General features: G+C 69.6%; 17 protein-coding genes. 6 read left to right on the plus strand and 11 right to left on the minus strand.

The genetic code is table 11. The features are described from left to right. The first annotated feature begins 63 nt into the window (after positions 1-63). Complete coding sequence (locus E2493_RS02015) at positions 64-330, plus strand: hypothetical protein (protein WP_191992951.1); 267 nt, start codon at positions 64-66, stop codon at positions 328-330. Between the two features lie 15 nt (positions 331-345). Here E2493_RS02015 and E2493_RS02020 read toward each other — a convergent pair whose 3' ends face one another. From E2493_RS02020 to E2493_RS02035, 4 genes are read right to left on the minus strand one after another with little or no spacing between them, the layout of a single operon-like run. After that, positions 346-1,953, minus strand: a complete 1,608-nt coding sequence (locus E2493_RS02020; protein WP_135083201.1) for a tetratricopeptide repeat protein — start codon at positions 1,951-1,953, stop codon at positions 346-348. Between the two features lie 8 nt (positions 1,954-1,961). Beyond that, on the minus strand, positions 1,962-3,863 hold the full coding sequence (locus E2493_RS02025) for a ShlB/FhaC/HecB family hemolysin secretion/activation protein (protein ID WP_135083203.1): 1,902 nt from the start codon (positions 3,861-3,863) through the stop codon (positions 1,962-1,964). Beyond that, positions 3,860-7,114: a filamentous hemagglutinin N-terminal domain-containing protein gene (locus E2493_RS02030; protein WP_135083205.1), complete on the minus strand. Its 3,255-nt coding sequence runs from the start codon at positions 7,112-7,114 to the stop codon at positions 3,860-3,862. The genes E2493_RS02025 and E2493_RS02030 overlap by 4 nt, the downstream gene beginning before the upstream one ends. Further along, positions 7,105-9,450, minus strand: a complete 2,346-nt coding sequence (locus tag E2493_RS02035; protein ID WP_135083207.1) for a CHAT domain-containing protein — start codon at positions 9,448-9,450, stop codon at positions 7,105-7,107. Before E2493_RS02035 ends, E2493_RS02030 begins: the two co-directional genes overlap by 10 nt. 247 nt (positions 9,451-9,697) lie before the next feature. Between E2493_RS02035 and E2493_RS02040 the strand changes: the two genes are divergently transcribed. After that, complete coding sequence (locus E2493_RS02040; protein WP_135083209.1) at positions 9,698-9,892, plus strand: hypothetical protein; 195 nt, start codon at positions 9,698-9,700, stop codon at positions 9,890-9,892. A gap of 19 nt (positions 9,893-9,911) precedes the next feature. On the opposite strand, the gene E2493_RS02045 is transcribed toward E2493_RS02040, so the two are convergent. Continuing rightward, positions 9,912-11,312 carry an MFS transporter gene (locus E2493_RS02045; RefSeq protein ID WP_135083211.1) on the minus strand — a complete coding sequence of 467 codons (1,401 nt, stop codon included), beginning with the start codon at positions 11,310-11,312 and terminating at the stop codon, positions 9,912-9,914. A 154-nt stretch (positions 11,313-11,466) separates the two neighbouring features. On the opposite strand from E2493_RS02045, the gene E2493_RS02050 reads away from it, so the two are divergent. Beyond that, positions 11,467-11,901, plus strand: a complete 435-nt coding sequence (locus E2493_RS02050) for a hypothetical protein (RefSeq protein ID WP_135083213.1) — start codon at positions 11,467-11,469, stop codon at positions 11,899-11,901. Between the two features lie 38 nt (positions 11,902-11,939). Further along, positions 11,940-12,821, plus strand: coding sequence for a cation transporter (locus E2493_RS02055; RefSeq protein WP_135083215.1), 882 nt, complete (start codon positions 11,940-11,942; stop codon positions 12,819-12,821). A gap of 18 nt (positions 12,822-12,839) precedes the next feature. Here the strand turns inward: E2493_RS02055 and E2493_RS02060 are convergent, their stop codons facing one another. From E2493_RS02060 to E2493_RS02075, 4 genes are all read right to left on the minus strand, one after another. Further along, complete coding sequence (locus E2493_RS02060; RefSeq protein WP_135083217.1) at positions 12,840-14,351, minus strand: aldehyde dehydrogenase family protein; 1,512 nt, start codon at positions 14,349-14,351, stop codon at positions 12,840-12,842. A 39-nt stretch (positions 14,352-14,390) separates the two neighbouring features. Further along, positions 14,391-15,209: a hypothetical protein gene (locus E2493_RS02065; protein WP_135083219.1), complete on the minus strand. Its 819-nt coding sequence runs from the start codon at positions 15,207-15,209 to the stop codon at positions 14,391-14,393. Positions 15,210-15,283: 74 nt separating this feature from the next. After that, positions 15,284-17,815, minus strand: a complete 2,532-nt coding sequence (locus E2493_RS02070) for an ABC transporter permease (RefSeq protein ID WP_225421083.1) — start codon at positions 17,813-17,815, stop codon at positions 15,284-15,286. Next, positions 17,812-18,498: an ABC transporter ATP-binding protein gene (locus E2493_RS02075; RefSeq protein ID WP_135083221.1), complete on the minus strand. Its 687-nt coding sequence runs from the start codon at positions 18,496-18,498 to the stop codon at positions 17,812-17,814. The genes E2493_RS02070 and E2493_RS02075 overlap by 4 nt, the downstream gene beginning before the upstream one ends. Before the next feature lie 75 nt (positions 18,499-18,573). On the opposite strand from E2493_RS02075, the gene E2493_RS02080 reads away from it, so the two are divergent. Continuing rightward, a complete protein-coding gene (locus tag E2493_RS02080; protein ID WP_225421084.1) occupies positions 18,574-19,170 on the plus strand; it encodes an arylesterase in 597 nt (198 codons plus the stop codon). Between the two features lie 52 nt (positions 19,171-19,222). Then, positions 19,223-20,740 carry an acyl-CoA synthetase gene (locus tag E2493_RS02085; RefSeq protein ID WP_135083225.1) on the plus strand — a complete coding sequence of 506 codons (1,518 nt, stop codon included), beginning with the start codon at positions 19,223-19,225 and terminating at the stop codon, positions 20,738-20,740. On the opposite strand, the gene phoU is transcribed toward E2493_RS02085, so the two are convergent. Both phoU and pstB read right to left on the minus strand, forming a co-directional pair. Beyond that, positions 20,741-21,436 carry a phosphate signaling complex protein PhoU gene (phoU, locus tag E2493_RS02090; protein ID WP_135083227.1) on the minus strand — a complete coding sequence of 232 codons (696 nt, stop codon included), beginning with the start codon at positions 21,434-21,436 and terminating at the stop codon, positions 20,741-20,743. 10 nt (positions 21,437-21,446) lie between these two features. After that, positions 21,447-22,244: a phosphate ABC transporter ATP-binding protein PstB gene (pstB, locus tag E2493_RS02095; protein ID WP_135083372.1), complete on the minus strand. Its 798-nt coding sequence runs from the start codon at positions 22,242-22,244 to the stop codon at positions 21,447-21,449.

The raw sequence follows: 22,244 nt of genomic DNA on the forward strand, positions 1-22,244 counted from the left end.
CCGTTCAGGCGGCGATCATGCGCCCCGCTTTATGATCGCCGCCTGCCCAGCAAGGACCTGCCGATGCGTGTCGCTCTCCCCCTTTCCCTGCTCGCCCTCGGCCTTGCCGGCTGCTCCGCCGCCGACATCGTCACCCTGCCGGTGAAGGCGGCGAGCACCGCCGTGGGTGCTGCCGGCTCGGCCGTCGACGCGGTCACGACCAGCCAGGCCGAGGCCGATCAGAAGCTCGGTCGCAAGATCCGCAAGCAGGAAGAATGCATGGGCCGCGAGCAGAAGAAGGCGCGCAAGCATGATCGCGAGCCCGATTATTCGAAGTGCGAGCGGGACTGATCCCGCCGGAGCGGCTCAGCAGCAGTTGAGATCGCGCCAGAGCGCCTGCTCCCGGAAGGATCCGAGAAGGGCCTGATGGCTGGGCCGTCCCCCGCCACGCGCGAGCTCGAGCAGCGAAGGTATGCTGGCCGAGAGCGGATCCCGTCCGCTGACCGGCATCGCCTCGAGCAGCCGGGCGGCCTGCTCCGGCTGATCGTTCAGCATCAGCATCAAGGCCGCGGTGACGCGGATCTGCGTCGCCTGAGGTGCGAGCTCCACCGCGCCAAGAAGGATGTTCTCGGTGCTCGCGGAGATGAAGCTCGGCTCGGTCGCTAGGCTCTCGGCATAGCGATACATCGCCGGATAATAGGCCGGATCGAGGGTGTAGGCGCGGGCGAACCAGCGCCTCGCCTCACGATAATGGGCCGGCCTTGAAGCTGGATCGTCACGTCCGGCGGTCAGGTGCCGCATCCCCTTGAGATATACGAGTTCCGGGTCGGCCGGGCTTGCGGCGATCAGCGCGTCCAGCGCCTTGTCGTCGGCATCAGGGGCACCTGCATCTATCGCCGCGTGGAGAAGGACGCGCTGCGAGAAGCCGTCGCGCCGCTCTGCCGCGACCGAACGCGCACGGCTGAGCATGCCGTCCAGCCGGTCGCGCTGCGGCACTCCGATGCGCAACGCGGCCTGGTCCAGCAGCAACTGATCGGCCGACGGCGGAAGGGTGGCGACGAGAGCATCGGCAGAAGGCGCGGCTGGCGTCTCCGCGCGCACGTAAGTCGCGCGGGTCATGTGTCGCTTCAAGGCCGCCCGAAGGCCGTCCATGTCCATGTCGAAGGCGGCGGTAAACGCCTCTACCGGCCTGGCCCCGCCACGGGCCGCCTCCAGAAAGCGCATGAAGGCGGCGACTCTTTCGTCGCGTGCGAAGATGTAGTGGACGAGGAGCAGGCTCTGTGCGGAGTACATCCAGCCGTGGTTGAGGCGGCCCGAGATGATCCTCTCCATTGGCTCCCATGGTTCGGAGACGAGGGCGCGGGCGAGCGACTCATGCGCGCGTCCGTATTCGACGCGTCCCCCGGAGAACTTGGTCGCCGACATGTAGAATGCGAAGCCGTCGACATACCAGGCGGGAAGGTAGTTTCCCCGGCTGTGCTGCAGCAGGAAGTGGCGCGCATATTCCGTGAAGAGGCTGACGCGGCTGTCGTCTCGGGTGCGCACGCTTTCGTCGAGGAGTACGTCGACGGCGAGAAGGACGCCGGACGGTGCCGCCGAATAATAGCCGGTCGGATAAAATCGCGGCGGGTAATATTGGCGCCGGAGCCGGTTCAGCGAGGGCCTTCCGCGCACCAGATAGACCGGCAGGCGCTCGAGGACGCCGGGCTCATTGTTCGGCACACGGGTCAGTGTCCGCAGAAGCGAATCGAACCTCTCGAGCTCGGTCGCGCGTACCACGAGTGCCTTCTCCGTATCGATGCCGTAGAGCACGAAGTGCGCGGTCTCGACCTTCAGCCAGCGTGAACGCTTGGCGACGCGGTCCGCCGTGACGACGATGTCATCGTCGGTCGGCGCAGGGCGCGGCGCAGCCTGGGCGCTCCATGATCCGAAGGCGGCGAGCAGCATCGGGAAGAGCAGCGCATTTCTCGACACCGCGCGCCTCACGGCCGGGGCCTTCGTCTGAACAGCCGGAGCGGATCGACGGTCGCCCGAAAATGCCAGCCGCGATCCTGCATGTCCCGCGAGCCGGAGCGCGGGACCTGATGGAGCGCCTCGCCTTTTGCCACCCAGAGCCTGAGCGCGTCGGAGGGCGTCCAGGCGAGGCTCGCGCCCAGGCCGGCGATGAAGTGGCGCGCGGGCTGGGGCGGAGCGTTCGTGCCGGCGAGGGCCGCATCGGCGAAGGCCGAGATGCTGAAGCCGCCCCAGTCGAAGGCCTGGCGCCGGTTCGCGCGGCCGCTGATGCTGAAGCTCCAGGCGAGCTCGGCGGAGCCGATCGCGCCCTTGTCGACGAGGAAGATGTTCTCTCGATAGCCCCGCACCGTGCCTTGGCCGCCGATCGACAGGCGTTCCCCCGAATAAAGGATGCTGCTTGCCGTCTGCCCAGCCACGCGCGCACGCAGCTCGAGCCCGGGCGGACCGAGGCGGCGGGCATAATTGGCCTGGACCAGCCCGACCAGGAAGTGGCGGTCGGGATTGAGGATGCCGGGAATGTCGGACCGCGTGCCGCCCAACCCCATGCTTCCGGTCGCAGAGAGCGCCAGGACCTGGTTCACGCCACGCACCACATAGTCGGCGGTCAGGCGAACCGCTCCATATTCGCTGCGGCCGTTCCTCGATCCGGGTGCGAACGAGAACGGCTCCCCGAACAGGAAGCTGCGCTGATGGCGAAACGCGAACAGGATCCCCACCGACAGGGTGCGAGACGGTGACCATCGCCCCGGCCCACTCGGCATCAGCGGAGTCTCGATCAGACGGCGGCTGAAGCCGCCTTCCACCGCCCGGTCCTCCGCGCGGATATCCAGCGGGAGAAGCGGCCGGTCGATTACCGCGGCATCGTTGAAGCTGCCTCGCAACGTCACCATCGTCTTGGGCGAGAAGAAGGGTGAGGTGTAGGATAATTGAGCATCCTCCACGCCGCTCGTATAGCCGACTTCTCCCGCCACCAGGTCGCCGTCGGAAAGCAGGTTGCGCAGGTACCCGCCGGCCGAAAGCCGCTCTCCGCCCACAGCGGGCGATCGATCGTTGGCGAAGGCGAGCGAGAGGCCGCCGCGCCGGGCCGGGTCGATCAGCACGTGAAGGGTCGCCTCGCCCGGACGCGCGCCCGGCCTCAGGTCGGCGTTGATCGATTCGACCGCCTGGCTTTCGGCGAGCAGGCGGAAATCGCGCTCGATCGCGAACGCGCTGAGCGGACGCTGCCGCGCGGCCGGAAAACGGTGACGGATGAAGTCGCCGCCCAGGCCGTTGGGATCGCCGTCCGCGAATTCGACGACGATCCTTTCTCCCGCCGGCCCCGCGCTCAACTGCCCTTGCACGAGGCGCAATGCGAGCAGCCCTTCGCCGAGGCGGGACTCGTCCGAAACGAGCAAGCCGGAATTGACGAACCCGGCCGTGACGAGGGCCCGGTTGATCATCTGGACCAGGGCGACGGCGGACGAGGCGCTCGAATCGGTATCGGGAAGCCCGTTCAGCGCAAACTGGCGCCGCACCCAATTGGCGTCCAGCGGTTCGCCCGGGCGATGCTCCAGGCGCAGATCGGGGGCGCCGGTCGAGGGCGGGCGCCATTGGGGCGGCGGCACACCTCCGCCGGTCGCGCTGTCGGCCTCGATCAGGATCGTGCGGAGCCGGCCGCTTCCTTCGCCCGGCCGCGCCGTTTCGCCGATGGCGGCGGGGAGGTCCGGGTTCGTCTTCGGCTCGGACCAGGAGGGCAATTGCGGAGGCCGCGCGCCCGGTCCGGTGCGATCGCTCTGGCCGACGGAGCCGGCGGGGGCCGTCTGCGCCTGCGCGGCGGCCGCAAGACCGAGCAGGAGGCCGAGCCCGCCGATGCGGGCGCTTCTTGCCCTCACTGGCACGTCCCCGGAGGGGCAACCGCGTCCGCGCTTGGCTCTGGCGTGGCCCGAACGCCATAGGGCCCGATCGGCCGTATGCCCAACTGGCTGAGGCGGCTGCCGCTGCGGACGGCGGTGCACTGGCCCCGCAGGATGCCCGAAGCGTCGATCACCGACAGGTCAGGTGACACGGTGCCGGCGCTGACGTCGTAGATTGCGTTGTCGAACTGCAGGTCGCCGTCCACCTCGACCCGGTTCAGCCGATCGGCGGAAGCGATGAAATAGTTGCTCGAGATGCGGACATTGGCGCCTCCGCTTTGGCCCAGAGCGAGGATGTCGCCGCCGTGCGACACGATGGCGAACGGATTGTCGATGACGATCAGGCCCCCTGTTCCGGGGCCGGAGGAGGTTTCGAGGACCCCGGGCGCACCCGCGCCGATCAGCCTCAAATACCCGCTGTTCGGCATGTCGATCAGGATGTTGCCCGCCGCGCCCTGCAGCGAATTCGTCGTGATCCTGCCCCCTTCCGCGATGGTGGCGTTGCCGGCGCTGATCAGGATGTTGCCGGCCGGCCCTCCTTCGTCGCTCAGATTCTCGCTTGAGATCGCCGATCCCTGGCCGCTGAGGAGCAGGCGTTCGGTTTCGACCGCGATGTTGCCCGCGGGATTGGCGTTGACCGTCGAGGTGGTGAGCGTCGATCGGTCGAGGATTTCGAGGCGCCCCGCGGTCAGCTCCAGGTTGCCGCTCGGTCCCGTTGCCTCGCCGGTGGCTTCGGAGCCGATCAATGCCCGCTCGGTCATCCGCAAGCTGCCCGCTTCGATCGTGAGGTCGCCGGCCGAGCCCGGGCCGGACGTGTTGGTGGTGATTTCGGCATTCCGCATGACGAGTGCCCCCGTCACCTTCACCGCCACCGTGCCGGCATCGCCGCTATCGACGGCCTCGGAGCTGATGCGGCTGCGGACCATGTCGAGTGCATCGAGCGCCACCGTCACCGCACCGCCATTGCCGGTGCCGAACGCGTCCGAATCGACCCATGAATCGACCAGGGTGGCGGTCCCGCCGCGCACCGTCACCGACCCGCCGTCGCCCGCGCCATGGCTGCGCGACGTGATCGTGGCCTGGCTGGCCATGCTCAACCGGCCGACCGTGACATCGACGTTGCCGCCATCGCCGGCGTCACCCGAGTTGGAGGTGATCGCGCTCAGGGCGCCCATGTTCAGAGTGTCGGCGGCGACGGTCACGTCTCCCGCATCGCCGGTCGCGAAGGCGCCGCTGTCGGCCGAGATGCTGCCGAACGCCAGGTCGATGGTCTTGGCCTCGACGGCGACATTGCCGCCCCTGCCGGCGCCTTCCGCGCCGGCCGACACCCTTCCGCCGTCGATCGCCAGCCTGTCCGCGACCGTCAGGCGGACGTCGCCGCCTCTGCCGTCACCCTCGGCGGTCGAGGTGATCGCGGTGCCCATTCCCAGCTGCAGCACGGGCGCTTCGATACCGACCCCGCCGGCGTCGCCGGCGCCGAGGCTGCGGGAGCTGAGCTCGGCGCCGTCCTCCATCGTCATCCGCTCGGCCACTTCGAAGCCGATGAACCCGCCGTCGCCGTCGCCATAGGCCTCCGACTGGATTTGGCTGGCGACGATCTCCACCTTCGGCGCGCTGACCACGACACCGCCGGCGCTCCCCCTGCCGAGCGTGTTCGAAGCGATCCTCGAGCCGTTCTGGAGGCGCAGCAGGCCGGTCAGCTGGAAGGCGATCAGAAAGGCCTCGCCGTCACCGGACGCACTCGCCACGACGGCGCTTCTGTCGAGCACGACGCTGCCCCCGTCGATCAGCACGCCCCCCGAATCTCCGGAGGCATAAGCGTTGGACGTCAGATAGCTGCCGTCCTGCAGGGTGAGCGTGCCCGGCACGGCGAGATGGACGATGCCGCCGTCGCCGGTGTCATACGCATCCGAGGTCATGTACGAGCGGACCAGCTCTGCGTCCCCGGCCGCTACGAACACGCCGCCGGCATCGCCTTCGCCAAGCGCATCGGCCGAGATGAAGCTGTCCAGGAGCCGGAGCTGCGGCGTTTCCACGAACACGCCGCCGCCATCGCCCGACCCGTTCGAATCGGTGGAAATCGACGAGAATTCCTCGAGGGTGACGCTTCGTGTCCCCGAGAGCTCGACCACACCGGCGTCGCCGCTGCCGAATGGGTTCGAGAGGATGCTGCCGTTCGAGAGCAGGATGTCCTCGCCCCGCAGCAGGATCTCGCCGGGCGCCCCCGTATCGCTGCTGCGCGAGGCGATTTCCGCGCCGCCGGTCACCGATATCGCCCGGGCGGCGACGTCGATGTCTCCCGCCGACCGTTCCCCAAGGCCGGTGGTGATCACGTTGGATGCATTGTCGAGCGCGAGGCTGTCGGCGAGGATATCGATGCCGCCGCTGTTCGCGTCCGGCGAGGAGAAAGCGGAAAGTACGCTTCCCTCGAGCCGCACGGCGCCCCCCGAGACCTGGATCGAGCCGTCGGCGCCGGCCGTCGAGGTCGTCACCAGGAACGAGCCGTCGAGGTTTACCGCCCCGGCGCCGGGCGAAAGCGTTCCGGGAACGAAGGTGCCTGGCGCGGTTCCGGCGCCGTGGAGCTGGAAACCGGCGCTGCTGAGCGTGGCGTTGGTGATCCGGATCTCCGACGCGCTCAGCGTCACCGTCGCCGGCTCCGGCAGGAAGGCGGCGTTGGTGCCCGCCATCAGGATCGCACCCTCGTTGCCGAGGAAGCCGAACCCCTCGGGCGACGCGACCGAGAGGGTGGAGCCTCCCGGCGTGCTGATCGCAAAGGCCGAGCCGTCGGCGAAGCGGAGCGTGCCCGCCGTGGAGACGTGGGCGGCGGCGGGAACGTTCAGCTGCGCCTCCGGGCCGAAGATGATCCCTGCCGGGTTGAGGAAGAAGAAATCCGCGTTCGGGAGGGCGGTGCTGTCGAGCGTGCCGTAAAGGTGCGACGGATCTCCCCCGGTGACGCGGTTGATCACGTTCGCGATGGCGCCAGGCTCCCCGGCGCTGAACGTCCATTGCGCGACCTCGCCGGTGGCGAGATCGAACTGCCCGAAGCTGTGGAAGAGATTGCCGCCCGACTGGCGGCCCCCGTCGATCGTGTGCACGCTCCCCGCGCTCGAGACGCTGGTGCCGAGGGTCCCGTCGGGAACGATGGCGGTCGTCACCGCCGGTGGCGCGGTTTGCGCCGTAGCGCCCCCGGCGACGCCGAGCAGCAGGAGCGCGAGCCTCCTCAACGCCATGCGCCCAGCAGCGTGAACGCCGCCCAGATGTGCGGCCGCGCGTCCGCACCGCCGCTGCGGATCATGGCGAGCTGCGCGTCGCGCAGGGCGGCGGAGCGGGAGGCGCCGCCGCCATAAGCGGAATAGAAGCTGCGCATCAGCTTCCCGGTGCCGGCATCGTCCACTTGCCAGAGGGAGGCGATCGCGCTGGTCGCGCCGGCCTGCACCGCCGCGCCGGCCAGGCCCATGCTGGTCTCGTCGTCGCCGACGGCGGTCTCGCAGGCGCTGAGCACGAGCAGGTCCAGCGACTCGCCGCGGTTGCGGTTCGCCGCGATGATGTCGCGCAATTCGGTGAGCCGGATCACCTCTCCGTCGGCGACGATGAAGGCCCGGTCGGAGCGGCCGTTGAACGAGGCGTGGGTGGCGAGGTGAAGCACGTCCACGTCGCCGGCGCCCATTTCGCGGACCAGATCGGCACGGTGGAAGTTCGCGATGTGGCGGCCTGGAGCGCCGCTGGCGGCGGCGATCTCCGCTTCGACGGCGGTGCTCTTGAGCGCCGGGAAAGAGCCGGCGGGGAGGCGCACCCGGCGCTGGAGCGAAGCGGCGACGACATGCGCGGGGTCCTCGCCGCGGGCGGTGCCGGCCTGCAGATAGGCGAGCGCCGGCGCCACGACGACACGGGTGCGCTCGATCAGGAACCGGCCCTGCCCATCGAGCAGGGCGGCGAAGGGCAGCGCCCGAAGCGGGCCATCGGGGATGATCGCCAGCATCGCGCCGGGCTTCAGCCGGCCCTCGATCGGCGCGATCAGCAGCTGGTAGAGCCGCTGCGCCGGGACGCGCCACGCCTCGTCGTCGCCGTAGGTGGTGGAAAGCACCGTTGCCTGGACAAGACGCGCGATCTCGTCGCGATTGGCGCTTCGATCGGGCGGCAGCCGGTGGAAGGCGCGCTGTCCGCCCTCGTCCCCGGAAAGATAGAGGAGCTCGATCCGATCGGGCAGGAGCAGGGGGTAGAGCACGACCTCGCCGGCGGCGAGATCCTGCGGCTTCAACGCGTCGCGCGGGGGCAGGCACTCGCTGCCCACCGCGTTCTGCAACTCCGCCTGGCGCGAGGCTTCGATGATGATCTGCGCGGCGCTCACCCGCGCCTCGCCGCCATCGCCTTGTGCGGCGGCGAGCGCGACGTCCGCGGCCTGCTCGAAGACGTCGCGCATGTAGAGGGCGAAGGTCGATTCCTCGGTGATCGGATCGAGGCGCGGCAGCGAAGGGCGCAGGTTCTCGAGCGCCGCATAGGCGGCGGCGCTGTGGCGCTCACGGTGGGCGGGGTCGGCGGCCGCCAGCAGCAGGTAGAGGCCGGGAAGGCGCGTGGGTATTGCGCGGCGACTCTCGAGGAGCAGGGCCTGCTCCGCCAGGGCGACCGCGCGTGCCGGCTCGCCGCCGGTGAGCGCCAGCTTCGCCTCGATCTCCGCCGCCAGCGCCAGGACGCCTGGATCCGTATTGCCATTGGATCGCATGGCAGCGAGTCCATCGGCGAGGGCAGGACCGTCCGTTGCCCCGAGCTCGATCGCCGTGTCGAGCAGGCGTCCGACGACTTCCCCGCGCAGGCCGGGCGCCGCGATGGCCGCCGCCGCAGGCACCGCCCCCAGCGCCGCAGCCGCGCCCTCGCGACGCATCGTCTCGCGATCTTCGGCGGGGCTTCGGCTCAGCGCCATCCAGTAGCGCGCGAGCCGGAGGCCGGCCAGCCCGGCAAGCTCCGCGTCGCCGTTGCGCAGCGCGCGCGCGCTGGCGCATTGCAGCGCGATGACGGTCAGATAGGCGTTGGTCGTCCGCGCCAGATTGCGGTCGGACAGGTCACCGCAGCTGTCGATCTCGGTCCGCGCGGCGGCCGCGAGATAGGTCGTGGTCAACCCGGCGTCGGCCGCCGGCGCCGGAGTCTCGTCGCTGCTGCCGCGGGTCGTGCCGGCGCTCGGGGCGGAGACCGCGACCAGCGCCAGGCGATAGGCCGAGAGAGCCGAGACTCGGGGTTCGTCCGTAGCGCTGCGAAAGGCGGTGGTGAGGAAGCTGTGGGCCTGCGCCTGGCTGCCCAAGGGGGAGCGTCGCATCACCTCGCCGGCCGCCGAGCAATAGACCGCGAGGGCGCGTGCGCCGGGGCGGCCCGGGCCGGCGGCTTCGATCTCGAGCACGCGCAGCGCCTGATCGAGGGCGCCGGCGTCCCCAGTCGCGAGAAGGGTCTCGGCTTGCGCCGCAGCCGCGATCAAAGCGTCGTCGCTTGGGAAAGCGGTCGGCGTCGGAGCACTGCCGCACAGATCGTCGGCGGTGGCTGCCGCGGCCGGCGCCGCGGCCAGCGCCGCAGCCAGCATCGCGAGACGCCGGCAGAATCGCGCGATCCGCGCCGCACGGCTGCCGCGCGGACGGAACGCCGAGCCAGCCGGCTGAGGGACGTAACCCTCTGATCCCGCTCGGCTGTCCTGCATCCGGATATTCGCCTCCCCCACGAAGCAGCCTCATCGTGCCTGAGGCCGAGGCCCTCCGCAACCGCTCACTCCGTGCCGGCCGCCGATCCGCTTGCCCTCCCGTTTCGCCGCCGCGGATGCTAGGCGCTCTTGGATGCGCACCGTCTCCGCCAACGCCAGCGTTCGCCTCTATCATCTCGACGAAGGCGATCCGGTCGCCCAGACATTGTTCTACGGCTCGCTCGACGAGGCGCTCGCGGTGGCGCGTCAGCAGCCTGCGGACGTCCAGGCGGGACTGTGGCTCGCCACCGACAATGACGTGGTCGCCTTTCTCGATCTGGAAGCGTGAACATGCGGGAGGCGCGCTGCTAGCGCCTCGGCAGGGTCGCAAATGCGGTCACGCCCGCTGCCATCGCGAGCGTCGCGCCGATCGCGGCAGCGATGTGGAAGGCGCCGAACAGCGCTGCTCCCGATTGCGCGATGACGGCGCCGGCCAGGGCAGTGGCGACGAGGCCGCCGGTGCGGGCGATCGCGCTGTTGAAGCCGGAGGCGGTGCCGCTGTGGTCCGCATCGACCGACGAAAGGACGGCGCTGGTCAGCGGCGCAACGGCGCCGGCCATGCCGAGCGCAATGACGGCAATCCCGGGAAGCACCTGGCCCCAGTAATGCGCCTCGGCGTCGAGGCGGAGGAGAAGCAGATAGCCGACCCCGACGATCGCCGGGCCGACGGTCAGGGGCCAGCGCGGGCCGATCCGCGCCGCCAGTCCGCCCATCAGCCGCGAGGCCGATCCGATGACGATCGAGAACGGCAGCAGCGCCAGACCGGCCTGCAGAGGAGAATAGCCGGCGCCGACGATCAAAATATAGGGCAGCAGCAGGATCAGCCCGCCGAGCGCGCCGTAAAGCAGGAAGGTCAGCAGGTTCAGGCCGACGAACGCCCGCGATCCGAACAGGCTCAGCGGCATCATCGCCCGACTGCCGCGGCGGTGCTCGACAGCGAGGAATGTCGCGAGGAGGACGATCCCCGCGATCACGCCCGTCGCGGCCGACCCGGAGAGTCTGTCCTCGCTGGACCAGAGGGTGAGCGCCCAGGTGAGGGCGCCCAGGGCGGCGGTGGCCAGAGTCGCGCCCAGCCAGTCGAGTGGCTGTCTTCCCTCCGCGCTCTCCGGCACCTTGCGCCACGCGATCAGGATCGCCGCCGCCGCCACCGGCAGGTTCAGGAAGAAGATCGCGCGCCATCCCACGCTCTCGACCAGCCATCCTCCGAGCGGCGGCCCGATCGCCGCGGCGATGGCTCCGGCGGATGCCCAGGTGCCGACCGCGCGCCCGCGTGCTTCGCCGGTGAAGCTGTTGCCCAGGATGGCGAGGCTGTTCGGCATCAGCATCGCAGCGCCGATGCCCTGAAGTGCCCGGGCGGCGAGCAGGATCTCGAGCCGCGGCGCGAGACCACAAAGCAAGGAGGCGAGGGCGAACAACAGGGTGCCGCCGATCAGCATCCGCCGCCGTCCGAAATGATCGCCCGCTGCCCCGCCGATCAGCAGCAGGGCCGAAAGCGGCAGCAGATAGGCGTTGATCGTCCACTGCAGCGCGGCCGCGCCGGCCGACAGGCTGCGGCCGATCGCCGGCAGCGCGACATTGACCACGGATCCGTCGATAAAGGCGAGGCTCGACGCGCAGATCGTCGCGACCAGCGTCCATCGCAGGTGAGGCTGCGCCGCCTCCGAGCCTTCGGGCGCTGGTCCGCGCTGGTTGGGCGCTGCAGACGCCATGATCCCTCCCATGCCGCTCGGGCGCCGGCCTCTGCGGCCCGACGCAAGACCGTGGTCGTGTTCATCGACGCGATCAAGGCACGACATGTGCCTGCGGCTTCCGGCGGCCGGCCTTCCCGGAACGTCGGAGACGTCAAGGCGTTCTGCACCCGTAATGAACTGGCGCCTCGCTCTGCTGTGCGCCGGTCTGCTGGCCGGCTGCTCGTCCTTCCCGAAGGACGTCGACGGCACGCTCGCCAAAATCGAGCGCGACGGCGTCATTCGCGTCGGCATGATCGCGGGCGGTGGCACGCGGCAAGCTGTCGCGCCCTTCCTTCGTGCCGTGGAAGCGGAGACCGGAGCGCACGTCACGATCGTCGACGGCCCGGCCGAACCCCTCCTGCTCGATCTCAAGGAGGGCCGCATCGATCTCATCCTGGGGGAGACGGCGGCCGAGAGCCCCTGGCAGGACGAGGTCGCGTTCATCGAGCCGTTGCGTCGCGGCTCCGAGGAACGGCCGCTGGAGCTCACCCCGATCGCCAGGAATGGCGAGAATGCCTGGATCATGCTGCTCCAGCGTGCGGGCAGGAAGGTGCGGGGCGTCGCGTGAGGAAGGTTCCTCCCGTCCCCTCTGTTCTGCGGCCGGACATGAAGCGTGCCGAGCGCCTGGAATGGTGGAACATTGCGTTCACGATCAGCATCGTCGCGGTGATGGGCGCGGTGCTCGGCAACAGCCAGACGATGAAGACTGCCTGGGTCGAAGACACGCTGGGGCTGATACCGCCCGCCGTATTCCTGGTCGCCATCCGGTTCGAACGGCGCGGCGCCGACGGCGGCTTTCCGTTCGGCTATGCGCGCGTCCACAGCCTGGCGTTCCTGATCGCGGCCGTGGCGCTGTGCGGAGTAGGCCTGTTCCTGCTTCGCGACGCCATTTCCACCCTGCTCACGCGGGAGCACGCCACCGTCGCCGGGATCGACCTGTTCGGGCGCGAGATCTGGCTTGGCTGGCTGATGATTGCCGCCCAGACCTATGCGATCATCCCGCCCCTTATCATCGGTCGGTTGGAGCAGCCGCTCGCCAGGCGGCTGCAGGATGAGGTGCTGTTCACCGATTCCAAAATGAACAAGGCGAACTGGCAGACCGGCGCCGCCGGCATCGTCGGGATCATCGGCCTGGGCCTCGGCTGGTGGTGGGCGGATGCCGCCGCCGCCGCGTTCATCTCGCTCGGGATTGTCGCCGACGGCTGGCGCGCGCTTCGCGTCGCGACCGCCGAGCTGGTCGACGGAACCCCGCGCGCCCTCGGCTGCACCGGCCCCGACGAGGAAGCGGGCCTGCTGATCCGCAAGCTTGAGGCGCAATATCCCGGGGCCGATATTCGCCTGCGCGAGACCGGACGATACATCCACGCCGAGGTCCGCGGAGTCACTCCTGATGCACGGCAGGATCTCGAGGCGCTCTGGCCTGGCGATCCGAAGCGATCGTGGCGGCTCGCCCAATTGAGCTTCGTGCCGCCGGACCAGGAGCCGTAGAGGTCCTGATGCCCACTCTCAGAGCATGATGCCGACGGTCTTCAGTTCGGTATAGGCCTCGATGCCGGCGCGGCCGCCCTCGCGGCCCAGCCCCGATTGCTTCACACCTCCGAAGGGCATCGAGCTGTCCGCTGCGGAGGTGCAATTGCCCCAGACCATGCCGGATTTCAGCTTCGCGGCGAGGCGATGCATCGCCGAGAGATCCCGCGTCCAGATGCTGGCGGAGAGACCGTAGGGTGTGTCGTTCGCCGCCTTCGCCACTTCGTCGAGATCGTCGAACCTCTGGGCCGCGAGCACCGGGCCGAAGATTTCCTCGCGTACCACCCGCATCTGCGGCTTCACGTCGACGAGCACGGTCGGATTGACGAACCAGCCCCCGTCGGTCGTCGGCGCGTCGCCGCCGACCAGCACCGAAGCACCTTCCTTGCGGCCGCTCTCGATGTAACCGAGCACGCGCTCGCGCTGTTCGGAAGAGACGAGGGGGCCCATCGTCGTCTCGGGAGCGAGGCTCGGCCCGACCTTCAAGCGGCCGGCATTTTCGGCCACTGCCTCGAGCAAGCGATCGAAGACGTCGCGATGCGCGAACAGGCGCGAGCCGGCGATGCACACCTGACCGGCATTGGAGAAGATCGAGCGCGCCGCGCCCGCTGCGGCCTGACCGATGTCGACGTCCGGCAGCACGATCACCGGAGACTTGCCGCCGAGCTCCAGCGTCACCCGCTTCAGCGTGTCGGTCGCCGCGCGGCTGATGATCTTCCCCACGTCGGTCGAGCCGGTGAAGCCGATCTTGTCGACATCGGGGTGGCGGACCATCCGGTCGCCGGCCGTCTCGCCATAGCCGGTGATGATGTTCACCACGCCGGCGGGGATGCCGGCTTCTGCCACCAGGTCGGCCAGCCGAAGTGCGGTCAGCGGCGTCTGCTCGGCGGGCTTCAGCACCATCGTGCAGCCGGCGGCGAGGGCGGGAGCGATCTTCTGCACCGCCATCATCAGCGGGTAGTTCCACGGCACGATCTGGGCGCAGACGCCGATCGGCTCGCGGCGGATGTAGGCGTGGACAGCACCGGAGGGAAAATTGGCTGGGTCGAGCGTTTCGCCGGTCAGCCGCGTCGCCCATCCCGCCATGTAGCGCAGCGTCGAGACGCTGCGCGGCAGATCGTAACCCTCGCTCGACGCGCGCGGCTTGCCGTTGTCAATCGATTCGAGCTCGGCCAGCTCGGGGATGTGCGCCTCGATCAAATCGGCGAGACCGTGGATCGCCCGCTCCCGCTGATAGGGCGAAAGACCGGACCAGCGGCCATCGTCGAAGGCGCGCCGCGCCGCCGCCACCGCGCGGTCGACGTCCTCGACGGACGCGTCGACCACCGAGGCGATCTGCTTGCCGGTCGAGGGGTCGTGGACGGGGATCAGCGCGTCTCCGCTCGAGGCCACCCACTCCCCGTCGATGAACAAAGCGGGGCGGCGCTCCAGCGTCTTGCGAGCGATTTCCGAATAAGCGGGTTGGGCGGCGATGCGTGCGATCTCGTTCATGACAGCGCCTTTACACCCGCACCTCCTCTCCGCGAAGCCTCAGCGCAGCTTGCGGATGCCGCGCGGCGTCACTTCCCACAGGCGCTTGTCGCGGGTGCCGACGATCAGCGGCACGCCGATCTGGATCGCGCTCAGCACGTGGATCTCGGTGGGCACCTCGTCGAGCAAATGGGTGACGAAGAGGCTCGCCTCCTTCGCGTCCGGAGGAATCTGGCTCGCGTCCATGTTCAGGCACGACTTGCTGAACGCGCGCTTCGAGACGAGACGGCCGTCGCTGCCGAACACCGCCTTGTAATGCCCGCCGATCGGGAACACCTTCTCCTTGGTCTGCGGCGTCAGAAGGTACACTTCGATCGGCGCACTCTCGGAGGCAGGCGGCACGACCGCGACGTTGAGCCGGGCGGGAGCGCAGGGCGCGAGATCGAGCTTACGAGCGGCTTCGATGGCCTGCACGATCCGGTTCTGAATGGGCGTGAGCGGCTGCCTGTCCGTCGCCGGCACGATCTCTCCGGAGGTCGCCTTGCCCTTAGAGACATGGACGCGATAGGCAGGCACGGCCGGTCCGCCCTCGCCTTGCGGCAGCAGATAATAGGTGACGGTCCAGCTGTGCTCGGTCGCGGCGTCCGGTTCGACGATCCACCCGCGCACCGGCCACGTCAGCACCTCGGGCGCGTCGGCGCGCATCCGGTCGGTGCTCACCCATCCGGCCACGTCGAGCTCGTAGAGCAGCCGCCCGCGCGCGACCGCCGCCTCGATCTGCGCTGCCTCCTTGGCCGATTGTGCAGGCGCCGGGCCCGCCCAGATCGCCGCCGCAAAAGCGGCAGCGACCATCGAGAACTTCGCCAACATGATTCGCATCGCCCGGGCCCCCACCAGCCGTCGTCCTGGCCGGCAGTCCAGCAGAATGCTGCTAGCGGGGCAAGCGCCTCCGGTCAGAGGCTGCGCAGCGCTCGCGCCGGCCGCGCGGCAAGGGCCGGAAGGGAGCCGATCAGGCCGAGGACGAGCGTGCCGATCGCGCCAATGGCGAGGACGGCGGCGACCTGGGTCCAGTCCGGAGCCCATGCGAGTTCCAGCACCTCGACCACCACATAATGGCCCGCCGCGGCGCCGAGCGCGAGCGCCAGGCCGCTGACGATCAGCGCGAGCAGGCCGAACTCGAGCGCCTGCGCAGCGAGGATTCGTCCCCGGGTGGCGCCGAGCAGCTTCAGGATCACGCTGTCGTAGGTCCGGGCCCGCCGGCTGGCGGCGAGCGCACCGACCAGCACGGCGATCCCGGCGAAGATCGCGACCGACGCGGCCGCGCGCACGGCGACCGAAAGCTGGCCGAGCATGCTCGAGACCGTCTCGACGACGTCCTTCACGCGAATTGCCGACACGGTCGGAAAGGCGCGGGAGACAGCGGGGGCGAACGGCCGGTCCTCGGCCTCGGGCATCGACAGCGTCGCCATGAAGCTGTGCGGCGCGCTCTCGAGCGTTCCCGGCGCAAACACGATGACGAAGTTGAAGCCCATCGTGTCCCAGTTGATCTCGCGCAGCGATGCGATCCGCGCCTCGATCTCGCGCCCCAGGATCGAGACGGCGATCGTGTCGCCGACGCCGAGGCCGACCGCGCGCGCCGCCTCCACGTCGAGCGAGACGAGCGGCGGCCCGCGATAGTCGCGCGGCCACCATCGGCCGGCGACGATGCGGGAGCCCTCCGGAAGCTCTGCAGCATAGGTGAGGCCGCGGTCGCCGCGGAGGAACCAGGCGCCGGGTGGCAACTCCTTCATCTCGGCCACGCGTCGACCGCCAACCGCCACGACCGAGCCGCGCAGCGACGGGATGGTGACCAGGGCGCCGCGCGGCGCCGCTCCCGACGCCATGGCGCGGAAGCGGCCGACGTCCTCCGCCGGTATGTCGAGCATGAAGAAGCTCGGCGCCCGCGCGGGAATGGTCGATCGGATCTGGCCGGCAAGGTTGGTCTCGATCACCGCCAGCGTCGTAAAGAGGGTGAGCGCCAGACCGAGCGCAGTCACCAGTCGCGCGGTCGGCGCGCCGGGTCGGTGCAGGTTGGCAAGCGCCAGCCGGAACAGCGGATTGCGCGGATGCGGCAGCTTCGCCGCGATCCAGCGGATCGCGCCCCCGAGCAGGCTGAGGAGCAGCAGAAGCGCCAGCGCGAAGCCTGCGAAGCCGCCGGCAAACCATGGATCGCCCGCGGTCGACACCGCCAGCGCGACGATCGCCGCGGCGGCGCCCAGCGCCCCGAGCAAGGCCGCCCAGGCGGGCCGGCGGGGCGGCTCGAGGCTGCCGCGGAACAAGGCGGCCGGCGGCACCGACCGGGCGCGGGACAGCGGCACCAGCGCGAACACGATCGCGATCAGCAGGCCATAGGCGGCGGCGATCAGCAGCGGGCGCGGGTAGAGCGAAAGAGAGGGCGGCACCGGTAGCGCGTCGCCGGCGATCGCCACGACCATTGCCGGGACGAGTGCGCCCGCCGCGAGACCGGCGACGATGGCCACGGCGGCGACGAGACCCAGCTCGATCAGATAGGAGAGGAAGATCGTCGCGCTGCTCGCCCCGAGGAGCTTGAGCGTCGCGATCGTGGCGCGCTTGCTCTCCAGCCACGAGGTGACGCCGTTGCCGACACCGATGCCGGCGACGATCAGGGCCGCGAGGCCGACGAGCGTCAGGAACTGGCCCAGTCTCTCGATGAACCGGCGCGTGCCCGGCGCGCCGTTCGATCGGTCCTGCACCTGATAGCCGGCATCCTTGAACCGCTCTGTCAGCCGCTGCGCTGTGGCGGCCACGTCGTTGCCCGAGGGAAGGCGAAGCCGATAGGCGCTGGTGTAGAGGCTGCCCGGCTGGACCAGCCCGGTCGCTGCGAGACCGGCGCGATCGACCAGCACCGTAGATCCGAGGGTGAATCCCTGGCCGATACGATCCGGCTCCTCGGCGATGAAGCCGATCACCTTGAGCTCGCTGTTGCCGACCCGGATGGACTCTCCGGGGCGCACTCCGAGCCGGTCGCCGAGCTCCTCTCCGATCGCCGCCTCTGCGCCGCGCGGACGCTTCGACAGGGCTCCGGGCCGGAGCCGCAAAGTGCCGAACAATGGGTAGGCCGCGTCGGCACCCTTGAGCTCGACCAGCACGCTCTCGGCGCCGTCGAGCCGGGCCGCCATCGCGCGCATCCGCGTCACTTCGCTGACTGTGCCGATCCGCGCGAAGGCGGCGCGCTCCCCGGCGCTCGCCTCGCGCCCGCCGACGGCCAGCTGCACGTCGCCGCCGAGGATCTCCTGCCCCCGGTCCGCGAGTGCCGTGACGATCGCCGTGGACAGCGATCCCACCGCCGCGAGCGCCGCGACTCCGAGGAACAGGCAGACGGCGAGCAGTCGGAGCCCGGCCAGCCCGCCGCGCAGGTCGCGGAGCGCGAGACGGAAGGAGATCGATCCTCGCCGAGCCCGGCGAGGCGATGAAGAGTCGCTCACCGCCTCATGTCCCGCACGATCGAGCCGTCCTGCATCTCGAGCACGCGGTCGCAGCGTTCGGCGAGGGTGGGATCGTGGGTGATCACCAGCAAGGTCGCGCCGGTCTCGCGCTGGCGTTCGAACAGCAGGTCCAGGATCGCATGACCCGTCGCTGCATCGAGGTTGCCGGTCGGCTCGTCCGCGAACAGGATTTCCGGACGCGGAGCGGTGGCACGGGCGATCGCCACCCTTTGCTGCTCGCCGCCGGAGAGCTCGGCCGGATAATGATGGATGCGGTGCCCGAGGCCGACGGCTTCGAGCTCGGCGCGGGCCAATTCGAAGGCGTCGGCGCGTCCGGCCAGCTCGAGCGGGACGGCGACGTTCTCCAGCGCGGTCATCGTCGGGAGCAGGTGGAAGGCCTGGAGCACGATGCCGATCCGACCCTGCCGCGCCCTGGCGAGGGCGTCCTCGTCGAGCCGGCCGAAGTCGGCGCCGGCGATGCCGATCGTGCCGCCGGTGGCCCTTTCGAGCCCGGAAAGCACTGCCATCAAAGACGATTTCCCGCTTCCGGAGGGGCCGAGCAGTGCGACTTTTTCGCCGCTCGCGACTTGAAGGCCGATGCCGCGCAGGATCTCGACCCGAGCCGCCCCGGAGCCGAGCGACAGCGTGACATTCGAAGCGTCGATAACGTAGGAGCCGGCCATGTTGGGGAGGAAGATCCGATGTCGTTACGCTTGCCATATGGTGCGGCAAGGTTCCTTGTCTACGCGCTGCTCCTGATGGTCGGGTCGATTTCGGGCGCGGCCGAGGCGAAGGACGTGCATATCCTCGCCTTCGGCGACAGCCTCACCGCGGGCTACGGCTTGCCGCCTGGCCAGGGGTTTGCCCCGCAACTCGAGGATTCGCTCCGCCGCAACGGGGTTCGCGCCTTCGTCACCAATGCGGGCGTCTCGGGGAACACGGCGGCGCAGGGCCGGGCACGGCTCGCCTGGACGCTCGACGGCCTCAAGACCAAGCCGGATCTCGCCATCGTCGCGCTTGGCGCCAACGACATGCTGCGCGGCCTGCCGCCGAAGCAGACGCGGGCGGATCTCGACGTCATCCTTGCCGAATTCCAGCGGCGGGGCATCCCCGTACTCCTCGCCGGGATGCTGGCCCCGCCCAATCTCGGCCAGCGCTACATGGCGGAATACAATTCCATCTTTCCCGATCTGGCCGGCAAGTACCGCGCGTCGCTTTATCCCTTCTTTCTCTCCGGCGTCGCCGGCGTTCCGGCGCTGAACCTGCCTGACCGGGTTCATCCCAATTTCCAGGGCATCAAGCGCATGGTGACCGGCATCACGCCGTCGGTTCTGGCGGCGCTGGGGCGCAAGTAGGGCTGTCTTCCCGCCCGCTTTGGGATTAGCCTTCTCCCGGGTGGGAGGAATGATGGAACCGGCTAGGTCGCGGCGGATCGAAGGCATCGAGAGCCTGCCGGACATCACTGCCCGGCGCGCCGATTTGGCGCCGGGCCGCATCGCGATGGAGGAGGCGGCGAGCGGCCGCAGCCTCACCTATGCCGATCTCGACGGCCGCGCGGCCCGGGTCGCATCGCTGCTCCGCACCCGCGGTGTGCTGCCCGGGGACCGGGTCGCCATTCTCTGCCGCAACCGCGCGGCGTTCTGGGAGCTGCTGTTCGGCTGCGCCAAGGCCGGCGCGATCCTGGTGCCGCTCAACTGGCGCATGCCGCCGATCGAGCTCGACCTCCTGCTCGCCGATTGCATGCCGCGCCTCCTCTTCCATGGCACAAGCGAAGCCGAGACCGCCGGCGCGCTGCGTCACCGCTGCGAGCGGGTCGATCTCGACTCCGGCTACGAGTCGATTGTGGACGCCATGGCCGCGGGCTGCTGGCGCGGATCCTGGCCTGCGGGCGAGCCCTGGTACCTGATCTACACGTCCGGGACGACCGGCCGGCCGAAAGGGGTGATCTACACCTACGGCATGGCGATCGCGAACTTCGTCAACATCGGCACGGCGATCGATGTCGCCGGCAGCGACACGACCCTGCATTTCCTGCCGCATTTCCACACCGCCGGCATCAACCTTCATGCCCTGCCCACGCTGATGCAGGGCGGGCGCGTTCTGGTGCTCGACGGCTTCGATGTCGAGGCGGTGGTGCGCCTGCTCGAACAGCGGCGGCTCGATACCTTCTTCGGCGTCCCGACCGTCTATCACGCGCTGCTCGAACACCCCCGCTTCACCCGAGCGCCGCTCGATCATGTCCGCCACTGGGGCTGCGGCGGCGCCCCGCTGCCTGATCGGCTGGCGCTTCGCTGCCGCGCCCTCGGTATCCGCGTGTGCAACGGCATGGGCATGACGGAGACTGGCCCGACCGCCTTCCTCGCTTCTCCCGAGGACGCCTGGGAGCGCATCGGCAGCGTCGGCAAACCGCAGCTGCTCGTCCGTGTGCGGATCGTCGACGAGGCGGGCGAAGACGTCGCCGAAGGCGAGGTCGGCGAGGTCCTGTTCGCCGGCCCCGGCGTCACCCCCGGCTATTGGAACGACCCGGAGGCGACCCGCGCCGCCTTCACCGACGACGGCTGGCTGCGTTCGGGCGATCTCGCGCGCCGCGACGCCGACGGCTTCTACCATGTCGTCGGGCGGCGGAAGGAGATGTTCATCTCCGGCGGCGAAAACGTCTATCCGGCCGAAATCGAGAATGTTCTCGCCGCCCACCCTGCGGTCGGCGAGGCGGCGGTTGTCCCTGCGCCGCACGAGCGGTGGGGCGAGGTCGGCCGCGCCTTCATCCAGCCCGTGGCGGGCGCGGCCGCGCCGAGCGCCGAGGAGCTCGCGGCGTTCTGCCGCACCCATCTTGCCGCCTACAAGGTGCCGAGGAGCTTCGAGTTCGTCCCCGATTTCCCGCGCACCGCGGCGGGCAAGGTGCAGAAGCATCTGCTCTGCGGCTGATCACCCTCGCGCGGGATCGCCGCCTTTCTCGCGCTCGGCGAGATGGGTTCCGGTGGCGGCGAAATAGACCATCTCGGCGACGTTGGTCGCATGGTCCCCGATCCGCTCGAGGTTCTTGGCCACGAACAGCAGGTGGGTCGCCGCGGTGATCGACTGCGGGCGCTCCATCATGAAGGTGAGCAAGGTCCGGAAGATGCTGTTGTAGAAATCGTCGACCGCGCGGTCGCGCTCGGACACCTGCGTCGCCTGCTCCGGGTCACGCCGGATGAACGCCTCGAGCACCATCCGCACCATGTCGCCGGTGATCCGCGCCATCTCGGGAAGCAGCGACAGCGGCTGGAGATCGGCGCCAGGCTCGATCGCGTGGACCCGCTTGGCGATGTTCTTGGCATAGTCTCCCATCCGCTCGACGACACCGGCGATCTTCAGCGCCGCCACCACCTCGCGAAGGTCGTTGGCCATCGGTGCACGCAGCGCGATCACCTGCACCGCCTGGCGCTCGACCTCGGCTTCCAGCGCGTCGAGCCTGGCGTCGTTCTCGATCACCGCATTGGCGGCGTTCACGTCGCGGTCGATCAGGGCGCGCATCGCGCCGGCGATCGCGGCCTCGGCGAGCCCGCCCATCTCTGCGATGCTGGCGCGGAGGCGGTCGAGATCCTGGTCGAACGCCTTGATGGTGTGGCCGGTGGTCGGCATGTCCCTCTCCTCAGCCGTAGCGGCCGGTGATGTAATCCTTGGTCCTCTCGACCCGCGGATTGGTGAAGATCTCGGAGGTCTCGCCATATTCGACGAGGCTGCCGAGATGGAAGAAAGCGGTCCGCTGGGAGACGCGCGCGGCCTGCTGCATATTGTGGGTGACGATCACGATCGCGTAGCGGCCGCGCAGCTCGTGGATCAGCTCCTCGATCCTGGCAGTGGCGATCGGATCCAGGGCCGAGCACGGCTCGTCCATCAGGATCACCTCCGGATCGACCGCGATCGCCCGGGCGATGCACAGCCGCTGCTGCTGCCCGCCGGAAAGCGCGGTGCCGCTGTCCTGCAGCCGGTCCTTCACTTCCTCCCACAGGCCGGCGCGCTTCAGCGAGCGCTCGACGATCTCGTCCATCTGGGCGCGGCCGTCCGCCAGGCCGTGGATGCGCGGCCCGTAGGCGACGTTCTCGTAGATCGACTTCGGGAACGGATTCGGCTTCTGGAACACCATCCCGACCCGGGCGCGCAGCTGCACCACGTCCATCGCCGGCGCGTAGATGTCCTCGCCGTCGAGCACGATCTGCCCTTCCACCCGGGCATTGGCGATCGTGTCGTTCATCCGGTTGAGCGTGCGCAGGAAGGTCGATTTGCCGCAGCCGGACGGGCCGATGAAGGCGGTGACATTGTCCTGGCTGATGTCGATCGAGACGGAATCGACCGCCTTCTTGGCGCCGTAGAAGACGCTGACCTCCCGCGCCGTCATCTTGGCGGCGGCATCGTTGCGGAGCGGCGTCGCCGCGACCGTGTCGGTCAT

Source organism: Sphingomonas parva (ex Maeng et al. 2020), from assembly GCF_004564275.1.
Taxonomy (GTDB): Bacteria; Pseudomonadota; Alphaproteobacteria; order Sphingomonadales; family Sphingomonadaceae; genus Allosphingosinicella; species Allosphingosinicella parva.